Here is a 16,746-nt window from a genome sequence, read left to right as displayed (position 1 = left end):
TAGGTAGGACGACTATATTTTAGCTAACATTCTATCACATAGGTTAATATTGGTACGAGCAGGACTCTCACCATTTTCATCCTCTTCCGACATAGGTTGTCGTAGTTCTTCTGGGAAATATTCTTTCTTGACTAAACGGAAAACTTCATCATCAGCATCATATTCCGCAGTACGAGGGCTTCCATTTTCATCTTTAAAATTAATTGTAAAAACTGAGCCTTGCATATCTGGCTGGCCTTTTCTAAACAGGGCAAAAGTACCAATAACATCAGCGGCTTTATCCAAAAATGATGTGGAAGTATCACTGATGATTTGAGTATCTACTTTCATTGAAACTTTAATTTTATCCTGGCTAAAATGTCCAGTAGCATCAAAGTTTGTACTATTTTGGGCTTGTTTATAAAAATCTACGTGCTGAATTTTTCCATCTTCGAAAGCCTTAATAATACTTGGGTCAACTTCTGCCTTAATTTCTAATTTTGGCTTATAAGCTAAAGGTTTTGGTTGCCCAGTTCTAGGTGCTTTTTGATAGCGTTCCACTGGATCATCACCAATAAAGTAACTTTCAAAACCACCATGTTTTCTTGCATGGCTAAAGAAATAATTTAAAGTATCAATAAGTTTTTTTATCGTGATGCCTCGTTCATATTCTAGAGCAACCTTAGCTATGGCAGGATTGGATGAATCAACTTGTATCGCGACATTTACTCTTTTATCTGCTCCCTCATTTTTATTTCTCTTTAAAGGTCGTGTTTTATTGGTTTCTAAGTTACGTGCAACCTGATTTTCAGCTTCCGCATCAGCAATGATAAATACAAATTTGACTGCATTCAGAGCATCATCAAAATGCACATCCGAAATTAATCCGCAAAATCTATCATTCAAAAAATTACGTTTAAAATCGACATAACCCCACTCAACTAATTTTTGAAAATACTCATATAAATTTATGGTAGCAATAGCTTTAGGTTTACCTTGAATGAGTGATTCTACTGATGCAGTGAGTTGATGATAGGTGGCACAAATTGACATATATCTGGTTCCTTAATATTACTTATTTTTTACTCTTAGGGCATTTTTTACCGTTTCCACCCGGTAAACAGTCGCAGGCACTGCCATCCTTATCCCGATCTAGACGCTTATATCCCGGCTTTTTGGCATTGAAATAGGCTTGCGCTTCTTGATGGGTTTTAAAGTCTTTGCAATATTTTGCGAAGGCCATAGATGGGAAACAAAAGGCGAGAGATATACATAAAACTAAATTTTTCATTTTTATCTCACAATTTGATATCTGCATACACTTGACCCACAACGCGCATTCTTAATTTCAGTACCATCTTCTAAATGCAAAGTATCGAATTTTTGCCCTTTAGCGATTGCTTCATAAAGATTTGAACCTTCTTTTCCACCCAATAATGCCCGCGTAATTTGCTGTCCATCATTAAATGCATCGGTAGCTTTAACTGGATCTTTTTCATCAAATCTCCAAGTTACATCAATGAATTCGCGGCTTAGAGCTATATCTAAACCATTGACTAAATTTTTACTGAAATAATAAATTGTTGCGGGTTCACCATTTTCATTTGTGATATCTTCTTTTTCGATAATCGGTTTAGCTACAGCCTTTAGGATTGATTGATCATCCATTGAAGCAATCTTTGCCACAGCTTTGGTATAGTCAACTCGTGGCCATTCAAAATGTGGTTTGTCTTCTTCTGCTAATTCAGCTTTTCTAGCTTCAAATTTTTGTCGAATTTCTGCGGCTTCAGCATCTGCAAGAGCCGTTTTTTCAGCTTCGGTTTTTTCTACAACTTCAGCTTTTGGGGTGCTATTCGTTTGACCTGGAGGTGTAGGCATTAATGCAAATGCAATAAATCCAAGGATTAACCATCCAAAACTAAGTACACGTGCTTTGGTTGAATATCCTTTTTTTAAAGTAAACCAAGCAAAAATTAAAGGAATTAAAAAAATCCCTATAGCTAATGGGATTGATACTTTTTTATCTTCTAAATTATTCATAAAGTCAGAAACTTATTAAAAATAGCACATCACTATATTGACATAGTGATGTGCTATCGAGCAATATGTAAAAGCGCAGCAAAATCTGCGTACAGGCGTAGGAACCTGTTTAAATTCAAAAGAGAGCAAATAAACACCGCTCAATGCGGCTTTTTTTTGCCTAAAATGTCTGATCGGCTATACTCGTTATGGTAGATCGGGCAGGGCAGTCTTTGACTGGCCGTTTACTCTTTTGGACGGTATTCCTACCCCTGTTCGGTCTGCCACCATTACCGTAGGAAGTAATGGCGGTGGGTTTAAAACCTTCAAAAGAGAGTTTCCGTCATGAAAAGACAGATTCAAGTCCGTACTCGTACACCTGCACCAATTACTCCGGCACCGGAGCACACCCCAATCTATGACATGGGTGCTTATCTAGAACGCCAAAAACAAAATAAATTCGCCAGATTCCGTAAAAATCTCATTCAAACGCTGACTTTTTGCTGTGCTGTGTTATTTGTTTCCCCAATGCTGTTTATGGGAGGCTAAGCGATGCAGAATTCAGAACAAATCAACCAGAACATTATTCCCTATGTTCCTATTGCTGACCGGGTAAAAGCCAAAACTGAAAAAAGTCTGATGCTGTGCAAACAGTTATTTGAAATTGTTGACCGTTGTGTCCAGGCGCAGTTTTCATTTAATCACGACACAGCCAGGGGCCATCTGTCCATCAGTCCGGACCAGATTAATGACCTGCTCAATGAGCTGGCAAAAAATGATCAATCAGATCAAGCTATCGATATAAAAATGTTAAAACAGTCGCTATCGGACCTCATCTATCCTAAATTCAATGGAGAACATATTATTACCAGCCCCATCTGGAACAATACCGAAGTAACGGTTTGGCAATTTCAATTAAATCAAATTGCCCAGGGGGAAATAATGGAAATTTCACAAAATGAAGCTGAATTGTCACTTGATTGTTCACTTAGCACACTTCGTATCTGGAGACAGTCTTTAGAGGCAGCACCCAATAATAGAGATGTCACGTATCAAACTACAGATCTCATCTATAAATTGATGGACTTGGAACATAAGCTGCAGCAGGTGCAGTCAAGGTTAGAGAAATAACCAAAAAGCCCACTTTCATAAGTGGGCTTTTTATTGACTTCCCATTACTTATTCTCTGTATCTATCGCCATCACACGGCTTAAATTTAACAAAGCTTCCTGCGCTTCCGGTTTTAACTGTCTATATGCCTTTAATAAAAGGCTTTCTTCACTGGTCAGTCCGCTAAAGTCCGGATCAATACCCAATAATACATAGCGAATATCAATACCTTCCTGGTGCAGTTTGGACAGATATACCCACTGATCCGGCACCTTGTTTCTAACGTAATTTCCTAGCGTATTTTCATGGGCATCTATTTCCCGGCTTAACGACTTTGCCTTTAAACCATTCCGTTCCAGTTCTTCCTTGAATCTTCCCGATATTTCGATAGCTAATTTTTCTGTATTTTCGGACATATATTTAACCTTTAGGCATTGAAAGAACATAAATTTATGCTATAGTGATTTGTAGCACATCACTATAACCGTAAGAATACTGTATGAGTACATCAAATTCACCTCGAAATCGACCGAGAGCTAAAAAGATCACCGGCGGTCGTGTCCAGTGCATCGTTTATCTACCTAAAGATGAAGTAGACGCCATCGATAAAATGGCGAAAAAAGCCGATGTGAGCCGTTCCAGCATCATTGCCCAAACTTATTTCCTGGGCAAACAGACTTCAGAAAAAAAATAAGGAGTAATGCTTTATGTCCTTAAGAAAGCAAAAACGTGACAACCGTTACAACATCAATCTTACCGATTCAGAAGCCGATTTATTTATCGCAGTGTCAAAACTCACGGGTGTAAATATCGGAGTCATTCTTCGTCAACTGGTTATGAAACAGGCTCTTGCAACGCTTATCGCTGAAGACGTTAAGGAAGAATTTAATCTGGATCAGTACTTGAAGAAAGGCGCGGAAGATCACCTTTCTAGGAGCTGAACCGAATGCCAATTCAGGAAATAACGCTAAGCGATCAAGAGAAGAAAATTGTAGAAGAAACACAGGAAATGCTGGGCTTATCCAGCATGGAAGAAACTATTGAGTTCCTTGCCAGAGAGCGTATTCAGGAAATGCTTGCAAAACTGGCGGGACAAGAACTGAAAAGTAAACGGCATTTGTTTTAGGAAGTTTTTATAAATGATGTTCCCAGAAACTCAGACTTTAGTGGTCGAACGCTTAAAACAAGAGTTTGAATTTAAAGAACGTGGTGACAAACTACGTCTAGGCAAATGCCCAAGCTGTTCACAAAAAGAAGCATGGACCAGCCTTGAATCACCGTGGGTGATTCATTGCCCACGCAACAATAAATGTGGCGAAACGACTTATATCCGCGACATTTATCCAGATCTGTTTGAAAAGTGGGAAAAACGTTTTAAACCGACTCAGGAAAATCCAACTAAAACGGTAGATGCTTATCTGGTCGAAGGTCGTGGTTTACCCATTGACCAGTTAAAAGGTCTGTATTCTCAAGAATACTTCAAAGACTTTGAACTTCAGGTCGGCTCAACGACTTTACGTTTCCCCATTACCGATGAAGACGGCAATCATGGCTGGTGGCAACGTATCCTGGATGAACAGGGTGTATTGCCAAAAACCACATACAAAAAAGGCTGGAAGTCACAAGGGCATTCCTGGTTAACACCCAATACCAACTATATTGAATCCAAAGAAATCTGGATCACTGAAGGCATATTCGACACCATCGCACTATGGCTATCGGGGATTACCAGTTTCAGCTGCTTATCTGCAGGGCATGGTTATTACCCTTTCATATTTTTAAACCACATCAAACAGAAATGTGCAGAAGGTAATTTGCCTTTACCTAAGCTGGTCTGGGCTTTTGACAATGACAAGGCAGGGCATGACGGTATTTTTCATAATATCGAAAAGGCAATTGCCGATGGTTTTGAGTGTGAAGTAGCTTTACCGCCAGCTGGCCGTAAAAAGAACGACTGGAATGACCTGTATAAACAAGATCGTCTCAAGTTCAGTGACCTCGAAACCTATAAATACTATGGTGCCTTGCTGGTTGCCGAAAAAGCTGTGGATAAAGGCATACTTATCTACAAGCGCAATGGTACCAAGACTTTTCCGTTCGATTTTAATAATCAGGTGTTCTGGTTCAAGTTAGATAACGACAAGTACGACGAGTACATGAAAGATATCAACTTCGAAGATAAAGACAAGAACGAAGACTGGTTAGAAGAAGAAAAGGAAAAAGCACAGGCAGATCGTCGTGATAAAGCTCTACATGCTGCAGCCAATGTCACCAAAATCATTAACTGCAAGCCGACTGCATTGTATTACCAGTACAGCGATGAAACTGACGAAGCCTGGTATTACTTCAACATCGACTTTCCGCGCAATCAAAAGTCAGTCAAAAACACATTTACCGGTTCACAGCTTGCTGCAGCATCAGAGTTCAAAAAACGCTTGTTGGCCGTTGCACCAGGTGTGGTTTATACCGGAAATGGTACCCAGCTTGACCGTTTACTCGAAAAATGGATTGAAGACATTAAACGGGTTCAACTCATCAACTATGTTGGCTATCACAGTGACCTAAAAACCTATGTATTGGGTGAACTGGCTTATCAGTCTGGCAAACAGTTCAAAATTAACAATGAAGACTATTTTGAACTGCCTAAAAACATCAATTTAAAAAGCCGTGCACCATTCACGCTGGATATCAATGCAAATCAGGCGGAATACCAGAATGCATGGAGCACAGATTTAATTGATGCTTATGGTGTCAAAGGTTTAATCGCGCTCACCGCATTTTTCGGCAGCCTGTATGCCCAGCAGATCCGCCAGGTACACAAGTCATTTCCATTTATTGAAATTGTCGGGGAACCGGGTACCGGTAAATCAACCTTGCTGCAATTTTTATGGAAATTGTTTGGCCGTATCAATTATGAAGGGGTAGACCCGACCAAAACGTCCAAAGCGGGTTTGACTCGTACATTCAGACAGGTTTCCAACTTGCCGGTGATTTTAATTGAATCAGATCGCCAGGGCGAAAGCGCATCGAAACAGTTCAACTGGGATATGTGCAAAACCTTGTATGACGGTGGTTCACTGGGGGCGCAAGGGGTAAAAAATGGCGGTAATGAAACCTATGAACCGCCTTTTATGGGGACATTAATCATCAGCCAGAATGCACCTGTTCTGGCATCTGAAGCCATCATGGGACGTATTGTTCATGTTGGATTTGTAAAGGATCAGCTCACTAAAGATAGCCTGTATGCATCGCGCAGACTTTCAAAGTATGAACATGAGCATGTGAGCCAGTTTATTTTGCAGTGTTTAAACAAAGAAAAAGCAGTCCTGGAGAGCTATAACCTCTGTCTGCAAAAACATGATGCATTTTTACACCAGGAACAATTCAACATCCAGAGTTCACGTGTGGTGCATAACCATGCACAGCTCATGGCTTTATTCGATGCCATGTGTCAGCACATTGTTGCAGTACCGGTACAGGTGCAAAAACAGGTTCATGCAGAATTGCTGGCCATGGCTCAAACCCGCGACAAGATCCTGAAATCAGATTCAGTCATTGTTCAGAATTTCTGGAACACGGTGGAAGAAATGGAGGATTCAATTCGCAATCCTGAACACCATGACAGTGTAGTCAATCACTCGGCCAAATCAGACTTGTTTGCCATCAATTTTGCCCATTTATACAAGGTCGCAGCGGATTATCGCTATTCATTGCCAGAAGTAAATGAGCTGCAAAACGCATTGCGCCACAGCCTGCATTACCGCTTTGTCGAAGCCAATAAAGCCATTCAAAGCAAAATTACCAGTACCACCAAACGCTGCTGGATTTTTGAAAAACCAAATTCACAACGGGACTAATCCCAAAACTTAACCAAGGAAAAACCATGGAAAATCCAACAAATCCAATTTTCAACAGTCTTAAAACACTGCCGGAAGAAGACCGTGAACTCGTTGTTGTATTCACAGATAAGGAAATAATGTCTGGTGTCAAATATTGCGAAAAGCATGATGAATTTCATACCCGAAAAGGTGATGTTAAAAAGCATTTGATTCACCAATGGGCGTATGCGGAGGATTTTTACAATCAGTTGAACCTTCCTGAATTTCCAGAACGTTCTAAACGCCCTGATTCATCAGAAATTTTTAAAAACTTAAAAGGTTTACTAGATGCATTATCCGATGCTGCGGTTGAGGTTCATGTGCGCAAAGCAGATTCAAAGGGCAACAGTTTGAAAGATATGTTTGATGAAGTATTTGGAGAAAAATCAGATATTTTCAAATCAAATTCTAAACACTAATTTTTAACAAGCACACATACAGAAGCGGCCACTCCTGTATGTGTCACACAATCACCGGAGAGCAATTATGCAAAACGATTCTAACCCACAAAACGTTCAGCCTGAAACTTCTGTTTCAAATGCTGTACTTACACCAGATCAGATCCATCCGAACTTTTTCAAAATGAAAAAGACCCATCCGCATGTCCAGTTTAAACGCCAATCGAATTTTAAACATTCGGTACCGCTTTCGACTTATGACGTTGAGCATCGTAAACGCTGGTCTATTCGTCAGCTGGCTGTATTGGCCAATATTCCAAGTACTGCAGTTTTAGGAGCTTAATCATGAATAATCAAAAATTTCCGCGTGAACTGGCAGAACAAATGTTCGATAAAAATGTCAAATTTGAAGCAATTTTGCATGTTCCTACACTGTCAGTAAGCGATTCAGTACCAGAGCAATTTGAAGATTTTTTAAGTTCTTTGGATTGTAATGCCGATGATTTATTAGAAACACATCCACAACTTCATGAACTTATAGTGAGTTTTTTGGATTACACAGACAGAGACTGGGATGGAGAACATGCACAACAACTTGCACGCTATTGCGGTGACCTTGAGTTTTTATTTTTGGTTGAGTCTGCTATTCCAAGAAACATTGAATTTAATGAAGAAGGAAAGTTTAGGTCATGTTCGATTGGCGGTTGGTATCAACAAGACTGGATCTTTGCTACGGATATGAAACATGCAGCAGAACAGGCGATAAAAATATCAGAAGAAATTCATGATCGAGAGGAACAAAAAGCACGTAAAGAGCAAGGTTTGGAGGCTCAGTCATGAAATATACAGTAGATCCAATATTCAAAGAACATTACATAGAATTAGTAGGAGAGGAAAATGCTGATTTTACGATCGACAAGCATGGGTTACTTGAAGATCGAAATGCATTTATTTCTCACGCTATCTGGGAGTTAAAGCAAGAGGAGATTAAAAAGTATCATGAAACTCTTGAAAACTTACCTCTTCAAAATGACTGCATGATTGGTCAAACATGGTTTATGAAAGGCTCACCAGTTGCAGCATTAATCAAGCATGCAGAGGAAGTCTATAAAGCGGAAGCGGTGGCACAGAATTCAAAAATAGAATTTGGCACTGATGACAACGAACATTGGTTCGCTCATGACGTTCCATTCTATGGAACCGTTCAAATAGATCGAATTGAAGAACATGGTCTGGTTGAATGGGATATTCACTTCAATGAATGCTGGCAAGGGCCTTTTGACTCGAAATCAGCCTGCATAAAACACTTAGAAGAATGCATTAAAGAAGAACACGAAGAAGGATTGGAGGGTTAAGCAATGTCTAAATATCACTGTAAATGTGGCGGTTTAATCCTTCCCGATTTTGATTCTTTCAAAGTGGGTGATGAAATTAATTTCATGATCGAAACTCACAAGCCTTTATCCGGTGGTCGAGTAAGCGTAAATCAAAAGGCTTTTGCTGGTGAAATCATGGAAATAGATGGGGATGATTTTAAAGTTAAATCAGGAAAATCAACTTATGAACTTCGTCGTTATGAATTTACACCAAAAGATGCGCCAGGACCGATTGAATATTTTCGTATAGGTAAATGCCGTTGTGAACTGGATCAGCAAGCCCAGGTGGAGGGTTAAGCCATGTTATTCGATGAAAGCTTAGACAATATTTCAGCTTCAAGATTTGCAGGACTAAATGGTTTTAGAACAAAGCCATCCAAAACCGTAGCAAAAAGTTTAAGAATCAAACAGCAGAAACAGCAGCAAGCTGCTCAAGGTCCTTATGAGCTCAGCATGAGCTTTTGTATCGATGAAGTGAATACAGTCGTCGATCAATACCGTGAAGAACAGCAACTGGAAGATGCAGAAATGACTCCGGAGCATGTGGCTTATTCTGTTTACCATGGTGACCTGATTATCTGCCTTAAAAACCTTCTGATCCCTTTGGATCAGGAGTGGCACCTGGGTGTAGACAGTCATTATTACAATCCGGAAACGGATGAAGTTATGACTGTACCGGTGCAATTCCAAATGCCAAAAATGCATTTTAACGAGTTCAAGTTCGGCAGCAAATTAGCGGTCGACCGTGGACATGGTTTAAAAACCCGCTGGCGTGGCATAAATGACGAACTCAATGAAATTTTACTGGCAGATGTACCAGTAGGTTATAACCGCGTTCGGAGCGATGCAAAACTGACTTGCTGGACAGGCTTCACAGACTACAACTGCCTAAAAGAATTCAACTTTGTGAAAAAGGTCATGCGTAAAGGCGGACTCGAAGGCATCAAAAAGGTAAACGACATAATCGCTCAGCATAAAGATCAGCAGGTGGCGTGATGGATATTGAATTAGAAAAAAATGCTTTTAAGCAGGTCATGAAAAATTTAGGCTGCCCATTATGGATGTTTGAATTAAACGATGATGGTGATTTTAATGATTCAACAATGGCTTATGCATGGTGCGCATGGAAAGCTAAGGCTGAATCAATAATGCAATGGATCGATATAAATGAACGTATGCCAGAGCATGGCCAAAAGGTCTTAATTTATCGACCTTTTTCTCATGAAAAACCTTATGGAGATCCAAACTTTAAAATCGCTACATATTGCGGAGAAGGTATTTGGATAAACTCTCATTTTAAGCATGAAATCACACATTGGATGCCGTTACTTAATCCGTCCAAGGAGCAAAACCAATGACAGCTCTAATTTTCGATACCGAAACTCATAAGCTACATGGCGATATCATTGAAGCTGCAGCGATGGAAGTTAAATTTTTTGATTACAGTACGGCTCATCCCATCATGCCGACCATGTTTGAGTTCAACAAACGCTATAAGCCAAGTGAAAAAATCAGCCTGGCAGCAATGGCAGTTCATCATATTGTCGATGAAGACTTGATTAAATGCCCGCCATTTACCAGGTTCAAAATGCCAATGGATGATGTCCAGTATTTGATTGGCCATAACATTGATTATGACATTGCAGCAGTCAATCGTGCGGGTACAGCCACCAGTGGCATCAAGGCAATTTGTACTCTGGCTATGGCCAGATATTTATGGCCAACACTAGAAGCCCACAATTTAACGGCATTGGCTTATTTTGTTGGTTCAGATCGTAAAGCAACACGACGAGGCCTTCGAAATGCACATTCAGCACTCAATGACTGCAAAACGACTTACTCGCTATTGCTGAAAATTGTTCGGGAGAAGGGATTTAAAACTTTTGAAGAACTTTATGAATTTTCTGAAATGGCCAGATACCCAACCCATATTTTTTATGGAAAATATAAAGGTTGGGCAATCAAGGACATGGATGACAGGGATATTCACTGGTTAATGGGCAAAACCGACGATGAATATCTGCGTATTTCATTAGAAAATGAAATACTTTCACGAAACAGTATAGACGAACAGGAAGAACTTCCTTTTATCTAATTGCGCACCTCTAATGCACCTCCGTCCGGAGGTGCATTCCTCTAAAATATCTCTCAATATCTTAAAATACTTAAATGTAGGTTGAACTATGTCTGCAGGACTTGAAATCCGTGGCAAAAGCATGCGGATCTGGATGAAACCCATCTCTAATGAACCACCAATCAAAGAAACGCTCGACTGGCCATTTACGCCAGAAAATGTGGAAAAAGCCAAAAAACTGGCAGGACTGATCAAACTTGAAATTGAACTGGACCAATTTAACCTGGCTAAACATTTCCCGCACTCAAAGCATTTGAAAAAGAACCAAATGTCTTACTACATCACCCAATACAAAGAGATGATCCGCTGGGAAGTCGCTCCAAGTACTTTTGACGGCTATAACAGCCATATTAAAAAGCACGTTTTCCCACGCTGGGCCAAAACCCATCCCAAAGACATCGACACAGCTGCAGTTAAAAAATGGGTGAATGAACTGCATGAATACCTGGCACCAAAAACGATACGTGAAGTGGTCACACGTTTGGCTTCTATTCATGATTTATGGCGACAGGAAAATAAAGTCCCATATAACCCGTTTGAAACCATCGTGGTGAAGCAGCTGGACAACCTTGAACCAGATCCATTCACTAAAACAGAGATTTCCTTAATTTTGGGGACTGTATCCAGCTCAGATATTCAAAATTTACTACCATGCGTGTTCTGGACAGGGCTTTCTATTTCAGAACAGATCGCCATTGCCTGGGAAGATGTAGATCTCGAAAAAGGTACAATTCAGATCAACAGGAACTTTGTCAAAGGGGTGTATAAAGTCACCAAAAACCGACGCAGAAAACGTGAAATTAAACTATTGCAGCCAGCAATCCAGGCTCTCCGGAGACAATATGCTGTAACAGGCAACCGTTATAGCCAGGTGGTCAGCGTATTGCAACGTGATAACCGTACTCACAAACAGGAAAAATTACATTTTGTCTGGATCAACCAGGAATACGATGAGCCATTCAATTACTATGAACTTCGCTATATCTGGCGCAGGCATTTAAAAAAAGCCAATGTCCGGTACCGTGGAATTAACCAGGGCAGACATACCTTTGCCAGCCAGTTATTATCATCTGGCCAGGTACCACCGGAATGGATCGCGGACCAGCTTGGCCATAGTGATACATCAATGATCTATAAGCATTATGGAAAGCTGATTGCTGAAGATATTCCAGACTACTTAACCAAGATCAATAATTACATTAACCAGTAATTTTAATTACTTTATTATTACTCCATTTATTACATCGTCATTCTTGTCTAAGTGCTTAATTGTTTAAGCACTTTTTTTTGTGCCTTACTTTATTACTCCATTCAATTACATAGCCCAGAACAATAGAAGTTACCTTAAAACACCACCGTTAAAGCAGATGGCCAAAATATGCATAAAAGCGAAATTTTATGCATTCCATTCCCATATCAAGCACATTTCAGAACATGCAATTCGCTAAATCATTAAATTATATGAGCAAAAATTGAAAATTGTCTTGGGTTCGAGTCCCGCTGAGCGCACCATTTCATATAATAAGATCAGTAAGCTACCTGCTTTCCGTACAGTTCAAAAACTTTTCTAGAAAAGCCGCCGAATTTTTCGGGGCATCCTGCTGTTTTTTAGCTTTTCAGTCACTTTGATGATTTTGCCAAGCTGCATTTTTTAGCGGGTTATTCACTGCTTTAATGAAGCAAAAGCAATCAAAACTTTAATTGGCGGCCGCTTTTCATTTTGGCATTTACCGCATATATCAATAGCCAAGCATATTCAACGCTGACAAATACAGCTGAATGCAAATCCCTGCATCATATTTCTAATCTCTGAACCGTGATTGAAATCACTTTTTACTGGCCGCTATTTATTCTTTGGAGTAGTTTTTTTGTACAAAAATTAGTATCTTGTCTGGATAACAAGAGGATAATTTAATGAAAAAAATATTTTTAATCGGGCTTTGCCCTTTAATTTCATCATTCACTATGGCAGGCAAGCCCGTGGTGCTGCAGCCCGGCGAGATGCTGCCGGCTGGGGCTGTTATTGCAAACCCATATCAAAACCAGTCTTATTCCCAAAACAGCAATATGTCAGATCAGTTTTCCTTGGCTGCCGGCTATGCCGGGTCAAAGATTGGCTCAGATGAGTTTGGCGGTGATGAAAGGTTTAACGGGGCGTTTCTCAATGCATCGACTGCGCTGGATGCTAAAGTGAGGCTGTACACCGAATATGAATATCAAGAAGCATCAGATATTGATTTTAATGAGTTTTCTATCGGCATGCTGTATAGGGCATTTGAAAACAACAGCGCCTATGCGGCCTTAGGCCTTGGGGTTGGGTATGCATGGCTGGATGAAAGCGCCTACGACATTAATAACGGCGTCAACGCTTCGGTTGAGCTGGAATACGTAACGCTGCCGGTCAATTTTGAATTTGGCTACAAAATCAATCCAAATGTGGATCTATTCGGAAATGTTGGCTATAAATGGTTTTTCAATAGGGATGCGAAAGCCTGTATTGGGGGCACTTGCGTGTCAGGCCACAGCTCTGATCTGAATATAGATGGCGTAACTTACAAAGCCGGCCTGCGCTATAATTTTTAGATTTTACAGATTTTGATTGATATGCCCCTTTAGCAATAAAGGGGCATTTTATTTGGATGCAGCCGGCTTTCATGGCAGTGAATCATTTGGATTGCGGAAAGCGGCGGCTGAATAGCGCAGGGTTTTAAATAGCCGCTTACCCGCTGATTTGCTTGATATGCTGCAAAATTACGCAGACACAATATTAAAAATATTTATCTTTCAATCATTTATTTTTGCATAGTGAAAGAAAAACTGAAGCTTAATTATTATCCGCTTTTTTGAGCATATTTCAATTGCATTTATTTTAGTCAAATGTGCTGAAGTGTTAAGCAGCCTTGCCAAAAAAAATCTTCAAGCCTATATTGATACTACAGTAGGTCGAACAATAAAGACGCTACGATGCAGTTGGACGGATCAATGACAGCTAATTGAGTCTGAACCCAAGTTCAAACAAAAAATCAGCACTAGCCTTCCAACATAGAGCCCGCAGAGATGCGGGCTTTTTTAATGCGCAAAAATTTTATATTCCCATGTGGTTACATAAAACGCCCTAATTTGTTGATCTGCAGCTGTTTAGGTTAAATAAAATTACAATGCCATGAAATCTAACATTTTTTAGGAAGGCGTAATGCCAGGCGTGTGCTATAAAAAATGATATTCAAATAAACAGGATGATGATTATGACAAAAATGATTGATATTAAGGTTAAGGATCAGTTTAGCCAGATTTTGGATGCCAAAGCTTTACTGCGCGCCGCGCCGGAAACGCAGGAGCTGTTCAGGCGCATTGAACATATTGTGGTGGATGGGGAAGTGATTCTGCCAAGCATTGAGCTGCTGTTTGAAAGCAGAAATTCAGCCAGCATTTATAAAATTGTTGAAGCATAAATAGCCTCACTATGCTGCAGTCCGCAGAAAAGACCTGCCGAATCTGGCGGGTTTTTTCTTTGGAATTATGCATGGCGCGAAATAATTCCGTTGCTCCTGGTGCAGCGCGCGAGGGCAATCAGCGGTATGTCTATAAGGCAAGCTAGCCATATTTATCCAGCGCCGGTCTGCGCTAAGCTGATGCGGCTTGGCTGTTTTTGAAATTGACACTGACGCCGTAGCGGTCAAAATCTTGCAGAATGGCGTGAATAGCCTGCTGCGCTTGCGCACTTTCAGGCTGAAGCAGGATTTCCCGATTCAGGCTGCTGTCAAAGCATTCAATGCGTTCAATTTCCCAATAATGCGCAACCGGGCAGCTGCGCATCATCAGGCGCCGTGGCTGCAGACCATCGCAGATTCGGCGCGGCAGAACATGCGCAATAGCCAGCTGAATGTGCGGCAATTCCTCTTTGGGACTTAAAAAAGTGATGATCCAGTTGCCGACTTTGCTTAAATGCATCGGATTATCCAAAGGGTCGAATTCCAGAAAATACTGCATGGCTTGAGCGGTGCCTCAAAAATATTGCCTTTATATATGCACTGAATTCAAAGCGCAGGCTATTGCAGAAAAGCCGCAGGCAGGCGCAGTCAAAGATGGCGCTGCGCCAAGAGGTTTTTAAAAAAGTTTTATAATTTATTGTCTTATGAATTTCACTGCATGAGTGAGGCATCATTGCTTAGCTGTTTTTTGAATCAGGTGCAATGAAAAAACGCTTAATGGCCGGGATTATGACCCCTGCAGCATGCGCATGCTGAGATTGACCTGCTGCAGGGCAGTGTTGAGGTTTTTGGGCAAAATGCGCGATTCCTGCAGCTGGGTAATCCACTGCATTTGGCAGGATTTCAGCTGCGGAAGCTGTTCGGACTGCCTGATTTTTTCAATCAGCAGCTTAGCCATCAGGCCGCAATACTGCTGCAGGTGCTGAATCATAAAATGCTTTAAATCTTCAAAACCTAAGGCTTCGGCTGGCTGCGCCGGGCTTTCCGGGGAGCGGGAAGCTGCATGGGCAGCATGCTGATCAGCCGCCTGTTCTGGGGATCTGCTTACCTGAGCCGGCGCTGCCTGCAGGGTGGTTTGAATTTCGGAAGGCTGGCCTAAAATTTCGTGCTGCGGTTCGTCATCTGGCTGCAGTGCAGGGGCATGCGTTTCGGCAGTTTCTTGCTGCTGGATGAGGCCCAGCGCCATCAGCTGCTGAATCAGTTCAGGGTCCGCAATGCGCTGCTTCAGCATGCTGTTCAGCGTATTGAAATCTTCAGTGCCAATCAGGAGCAGGAGGCGGCGCTGCCTTGCATTCAAATCCAGCTCGCGGTGTTTGAGCGTGCGGAAGCCAAGTTCGGTTTTATAAAAAGTATGCATCCTTAATTTACTCCCCCAATAAATTAAGGCTCATGATATTGTGTGAAAATTACACTCAAATGAAAGTTTTATGACAAAGCGGTGTTTAGTCGGCAGCAATTGCTGAATTTTCCAGCGCTTTGCGCAGATAGGGATCTAAATCGTCCTGACGCAGCAGCCATTGCACATAGTCAGGCGGTAGGTCAGTAATAGCCGAGCCGCGGTGCTTGCCGAAATTAATGCTGCGCGGAATGCGGGCGTCTTCAGAGGCTGCATACAGTTCTTCAATGCTGTTGATTTTCAGCTGGTGAACAATATGCATCAGAATATTTGCCGTCAAAATAATATCCATGTCTGCGCGGTGCGCTTTGCGGATCATTTCACGGGCTTTTTCGCTGCCTTTGCTGATCATGTAAATGAGCGCGGAAATGTTGTGCGCTTCGGCATTTGGCCAAACCAGGCGCGCCAGGGCAAGGGTGCAGATGGCTTTAATGTTGGCTGAATCTACGCCGCATTTTTCCAAGGCGCGGATATCATAGTCAATATTGTGGCCAATAATATACACGGTGTCTTCCGGCAGCTTAAATGCGGTACAGTGCGGCTGGTCAATTAAATCTGATTCTAGAATATGGTGCACGGCCATGGCGGCATAGGAGATCGGCTCATCTACGCTGTACAGCTGGTCAAACAGCTTTGATTTGTCTAAAGTGATTTTATGGTCAGCAATTTGAATCGGCGCGTATGCAATCTCAATCGGCTGGCCATTTAAAGTATGGGTTTCTGTATCGAGAATAATGGCGTGCATGACCCATTCCAAAAATAAAAGATGAATGCGCTCAAATTTACATGATCCATACTTGACTGACAAATGCTCACTCTGCCATTTTGGCAATATTTACTTTATCTGTGTAAAAAATAAGTCAAATGCTGGTTTTGATCAGGGAAAAAAGATTATTTGCCTAGATTGCTTTGCGGCTATGCATGGGCGGGAACTGAATTACGTAAAGTGATGAAAATCAGCTGAA

The 16,746-nt window shown here is 41.2% G+C and carries 24 protein-coding genes; 17 read left to right on the top strand and 7 right to left on the bottom strand.

The annotated features are described in order from the left end of the window. Positions 1 to 12 precede the first annotated feature (12 nt). The 3 genes from BEN74_RS05185 to BEN74_RS05175 are packed head-to-tail and all read right to left on the bottom strand — an operon-like array spanning position 13 to position 2,019. A complete protein-coding gene (locus BEN74_RS05185) occupies positions 13 to 1,032 on the bottom strand; it encodes a hypothetical protein (protein ID WP_228200398.1) in 1,020 nt (339 codons plus the stop codon). Positions 1,033 to 1,054: 22 nt separating this feature from the next. Further along, the gene (locus BEN74_RS05180; protein ID WP_068911239.1) at positions 1,055 to 1,270 is read right to left on the bottom strand and encodes an excalibur calcium-binding domain-containing protein; all 216 of its coding nucleotides are present in this window, start codon (positions 1,268 to 1,270) and stop codon (positions 1,055 to 1,057) included. Positions 1,271 to 1,272: 2 nt separating this feature from the next. Then, positions 1,273 to 2,019 (bottom strand): hypothetical protein, encoded by a 747-nt coding sequence (locus BEN74_RS05175; RefSeq protein WP_068911240.1) that lies wholly within the window; start codon positions 2,017 to 2,019, stop codon positions 1,273 to 1,275. Positions 2,020 to 2,343: 324 nt separating this feature from the next. Here BEN74_RS05175 and BEN74_RS05170 point away from each other — a divergent pair, with 324 nt between their 5' ends. Next, positions 2,344 to 2,547: a hypothetical protein gene (locus tag BEN74_RS05170; protein WP_086374276.1), complete on the top strand. Its 204-nt coding sequence runs from the start codon at positions 2,344 to 2,346 to the stop codon at positions 2,545 to 2,547. A 3-nt stretch (positions 2,548 to 2,550) separates the two neighbouring features. Further along, the gene (locus BEN74_RS05165) at positions 2,551 to 3,129 is read left to right on the top strand and encodes a hypothetical protein (RefSeq protein ID WP_228200397.1); all 579 of its coding nucleotides are present in this window, start codon (positions 2,551 to 2,553) and stop codon (positions 3,127 to 3,129) included. A gap of 44 nt (positions 3,130 to 3,173) precedes the next feature. On the opposite strand, the gene BEN74_RS05160 is transcribed toward BEN74_RS05165, so the two are convergent. After that, a complete protein-coding gene (locus BEN74_RS05160) occupies positions 3,174 to 3,524 on the bottom strand; it encodes a hypothetical protein (protein WP_068911340.1) in 351 nt (116 codons plus the stop codon). Between the two features lie 83 nt (positions 3,525 to 3,607). Between BEN74_RS05160 and BEN74_RS05155 the strand changes: the two genes are divergently transcribed. The 15 genes from BEN74_RS05155 (at position 3,608) to BEN74_RS05090 (ending at position 14,346) form a co-directional block, all read left to right on the top strand. Beyond that, the gene (locus BEN74_RS05155; RefSeq protein WP_086374277.1) at positions 3,608 to 3,802 is read left to right on the top strand and encodes a CopG family transcriptional regulator; all 195 of its coding nucleotides are present in this window, start codon (positions 3,608 to 3,610) and stop codon (positions 3,800 to 3,802) included. 13 nt (positions 3,803 to 3,815) lie between these two features. Further along, positions 3,816 to 4,049: a hypothetical protein gene (locus tag BEN74_RS05150; protein ID WP_068911241.1), complete on the top strand. Its 234-nt coding sequence runs from the start codon at positions 3,816 to 3,818 to the stop codon at positions 4,047 to 4,049. Between the two features lie 5 nt (positions 4,050 to 4,054). After that, positions 4,055 to 4,234, top strand: a complete 180-nt coding sequence (locus BEN74_RS05145; RefSeq protein WP_068911242.1) for a hypothetical protein — start codon at positions 4,055 to 4,057, stop codon at positions 4,232 to 4,234. A 13-nt stretch (positions 4,235 to 4,247) separates the two neighbouring features. Beyond that, positions 4,248 to 6,965, top strand: a complete 2,718-nt coding sequence (locus tag BEN74_RS05140) for a toprim domain-containing protein (protein ID WP_068911243.1) — start codon at positions 4,248 to 4,250, stop codon at positions 6,963 to 6,965. 26 nt (positions 6,966 to 6,991) lie between these two features. Continuing rightward, complete coding sequence (locus BEN74_RS05135; protein WP_228200396.1) at positions 6,992 to 7,405, top strand: hypothetical protein; 414 nt, start codon at positions 6,992 to 6,994, stop codon at positions 7,403 to 7,405. Between the two features lie 67 nt (positions 7,406 to 7,472). Continuing rightward, entirely contained in the window at positions 7,473 to 7,727 is a 255-nt protein-coding gene (locus BEN74_RS19310) for a hypothetical protein (protein ID WP_162898140.1), read from the top strand. A gap of 2 nt (positions 7,728 to 7,729) precedes the next feature. After that, positions 7,730 to 8,224, top strand: a complete 495-nt coding sequence (locus tag BEN74_RS05130) for a hypothetical protein (protein WP_068911244.1) — start codon at positions 7,730 to 7,732, stop codon at positions 8,222 to 8,224. Then, complete coding sequence (locus BEN74_RS05125; protein WP_068911245.1) at positions 8,221 to 8,739, top strand: hypothetical protein; 519 nt, start codon at positions 8,221 to 8,223, stop codon at positions 8,737 to 8,739. The genes BEN74_RS05130 and BEN74_RS05125 overlap by 4 nt, the downstream gene beginning before the upstream one ends. 3 nt (positions 8,740 to 8,742) lie before the next feature. Then, positions 8,743 to 9,057, top strand: a complete 315-nt coding sequence (locus tag BEN74_RS05120) for a hypothetical protein (RefSeq protein ID WP_068911246.1) — start codon at positions 8,743 to 8,745, stop codon at positions 9,055 to 9,057. A gap of 3 nt (positions 9,058 to 9,060) precedes the next feature. After that, entirely contained in the window at positions 9,061 to 9,756 is a 696-nt protein-coding gene (locus BEN74_RS05115) for a hypothetical protein (protein WP_068911247.1), read from the top strand. Continuing rightward, on the top strand, positions 9,756 to 10,118 hold the full coding sequence (locus BEN74_RS05110; RefSeq protein ID WP_068911248.1) for a DUF551 domain-containing protein: 363 nt from the start codon (positions 9,756 to 9,758) through the stop codon (positions 10,116 to 10,118). The genes BEN74_RS05115 and BEN74_RS05110 overlap by 1 nt, the downstream gene beginning before the upstream one ends. Further along, positions 10,115 to 10,855: a 3'-5' exonuclease gene (locus BEN74_RS05105; protein ID WP_068911249.1), complete on the top strand. Its 741-nt coding sequence runs from the start codon at positions 10,115 to 10,117 to the stop codon at positions 10,853 to 10,855. Before BEN74_RS05110 ends, BEN74_RS05105 begins: the two co-directional genes overlap by 4 nt. 88 nt (positions 10,856 to 10,943) lie before the next feature. Next, positions 10,944 to 12,104, top strand: a complete 1,161-nt coding sequence (locus BEN74_RS05100) for a tyrosine-type recombinase/integrase (protein ID WP_068911250.1) — start codon at positions 10,944 to 10,946, stop codon at positions 12,102 to 12,104. A 704-nt stretch (positions 12,105 to 12,808) separates the two neighbouring features. Further along, positions 12,809 to 13,477, top strand: a complete 669-nt coding sequence (locus tag BEN74_RS05095) for a hypothetical protein (protein ID WP_068911251.1) — start codon at positions 12,809 to 12,811, stop codon at positions 13,475 to 13,477. 662 nt (positions 13,478 to 14,139) lie between these two features. After that, entirely contained in the window at positions 14,140 to 14,346 is a 207-nt protein-coding gene (locus BEN74_RS05090; protein WP_068911342.1) for a hypothetical protein, read from the top strand. A 172-nt stretch (positions 14,347 to 14,518) separates the two neighbouring features. Here BEN74_RS05090 and BEN74_RS05085 read toward each other — a convergent pair whose 3' ends face one another. The 3 genes from BEN74_RS05085 to BEN74_RS05075 form a co-directional block, all read right to left on the bottom strand. Then, positions 14,519 to 14,884 carry a hypothetical protein gene (locus BEN74_RS05085; RefSeq protein WP_068911252.1) on the bottom strand — a complete coding sequence of 122 codons (366 nt, stop codon included), beginning with the start codon at positions 14,882 to 14,884 and terminating at the stop codon, positions 14,519 to 14,521. A gap of 228 nt (positions 14,885 to 15,112) precedes the next feature. Continuing rightward, complete coding sequence (locus tag BEN74_RS05080) at positions 15,113 to 15,742, bottom strand: hypothetical protein (protein WP_068911253.1); 630 nt, start codon at positions 15,740 to 15,742, stop codon at positions 15,113 to 15,115. An 85-nt stretch (positions 15,743 to 15,827) separates the two neighbouring features. Then, positions 15,828 to 16,526 (bottom strand): DNA polymerase III subunit epsilon, encoded by a 699-nt coding sequence (locus BEN74_RS05075; RefSeq protein ID WP_068911344.1) that lies wholly within the window; start codon positions 16,524 to 16,526, stop codon positions 15,828 to 15,830. Positions 16,527 to 16,746: the final 220 nt, after the last annotated feature.

The organism is Acinetobacter sp. WCHAc010034 (genome assembly GCF_001696615.3).
Classification (GTDB): Bacteria; Pseudomonadota; Gammaproteobacteria; order Pseudomonadales; family Moraxellaceae; genus Acinetobacter.
The sequence above is the reverse complement of the archived record's forward strand: the minus strand, read 5'-3'. Positions and strand labels throughout refer to the sequence as shown.

Bases quoted from the DNA above. Each gene is read 5' to 3' on its own strand.
- BEN74_RS05185 (WP_228200398.1), bottom strand. From the start codon at position 1,032: ATGTCAATTTGTGCCACCTATCATCAACTCACTGCATCAGTAGAATCA.
- BEN74_RS05180 (WP_068911239.1), bottom strand. From the start codon at position 1,270: ATGAAAAATTTAGTTTTATGTATATCTCTCGCCTTTTGTTTCCCATCT.
- BEN74_RS05175 (WP_068911240.1), bottom strand. From the start codon at position 2,019: ATGAATAATTTAGAAGATAAAAAAGTATCAATCCCATTAGCTATAGGG.
- BEN74_RS05170 (WP_086374276.1), top strand. From the start codon at position 2,344: ATGAAAAGACAGATTCAAGTCCGTACTCGTACACCTGCACCAATTACT.
- BEN74_RS05165 (WP_228200397.1), top strand. From the start codon at position 2,551: ATGCAGAATTCAGAACAAATCAACCAGAACATTATTCCCTATGTTCCT.
- BEN74_RS05160 (WP_068911340.1), bottom strand. From the start codon at position 3,524: ATGTCCGAAAATACAGAAAAATTAGCTATCGAAATATCGGGAAGATTC.
- BEN74_RS05155 (WP_086374277.1), top strand. From the start codon at position 3,608: ATGAGTACATCAAATTCACCTCGAAATCGACCGAGAGCTAAAAAGATC.
- BEN74_RS05150 (WP_068911241.1), top strand. From the start codon at position 3,816: ATGTCCTTAAGAAAGCAAAAACGTGACAACCGTTACAACATCAATCTT.
- BEN74_RS05145 (WP_068911242.1), top strand. From the start codon at position 4,055: ATGCCAATTCAGGAAATAACGCTAAGCGATCAAGAGAAGAAAATTGTA.
- BEN74_RS05140 (WP_068911243.1), top strand. From the start codon at position 4,248: ATGATGTTCCCAGAAACTCAGACTTTAGTGGTCGAACGCTTAAAACAA.
- BEN74_RS05135 (WP_228200396.1), top strand. From the start codon at position 6,992: ATGGAAAATCCAACAAATCCAATTTTCAACAGTCTTAAAACACTGCCG.
- BEN74_RS19310 (WP_162898140.1), top strand. From the start codon at position 7,473: ATGCAAAACGATTCTAACCCACAAAACGTTCAGCCTGAAACTTCTGTT.
- BEN74_RS05130 (WP_068911244.1), top strand. From the start codon at position 7,730: ATGAATAATCAAAAATTTCCGCGTGAACTGGCAGAACAAATGTTCGAT.
- BEN74_RS05125 (WP_068911245.1), top strand. From the start codon at position 8,221: ATGAAATATACAGTAGATCCAATATTCAAAGAACATTACATAGAATTA.
- BEN74_RS05120 (WP_068911246.1), top strand. From the start codon at position 8,743: ATGTCTAAATATCACTGTAAATGTGGCGGTTTAATCCTTCCCGATTTT.
- BEN74_RS05115 (WP_068911247.1), top strand. From the start codon at position 9,061: ATGTTATTCGATGAAAGCTTAGACAATATTTCAGCTTCAAGATTTGCA.
- BEN74_RS05110 (WP_068911248.1), top strand. From the start codon at position 9,756: ATGGATATTGAATTAGAAAAAAATGCTTTTAAGCAGGTCATGAAAAAT.
- BEN74_RS05105 (WP_068911249.1), top strand. From the start codon at position 10,115: ATGACAGCTCTAATTTTCGATACCGAAACTCATAAGCTACATGGCGAT.
- BEN74_RS05100 (WP_068911250.1), top strand. From the start codon at position 10,944: ATGTCTGCAGGACTTGAAATCCGTGGCAAAAGCATGCGGATCTGGATG.
- BEN74_RS05095 (WP_068911251.1), top strand. From the start codon at position 12,809: ATGAAAAAAATATTTTTAATCGGGCTTTGCCCTTTAATTTCATCATTC.
- BEN74_RS05090 (WP_068911342.1), top strand. From the start codon at position 14,140: ATGACAAAAATGATTGATATTAAGGTTAAGGATCAGTTTAGCCAGATT.
- BEN74_RS05085 (WP_068911252.1), bottom strand. From the start codon at position 14,884: ATGCAGTATTTTCTGGAATTCGACCCTTTGGATAATCCGATGCATTTA.
- BEN74_RS05080 (WP_068911253.1), bottom strand. From the start codon at position 15,742: ATGCATACTTTTTATAAAACCGAACTTGGCTTCCGCACGCTCAAACAC.
- BEN74_RS05075 (WP_068911344.1), bottom strand. From the start codon at position 16,526: ATGCACGCCATTATTCTCGATACAGAAACCCATACTTTAAATGGCCAG.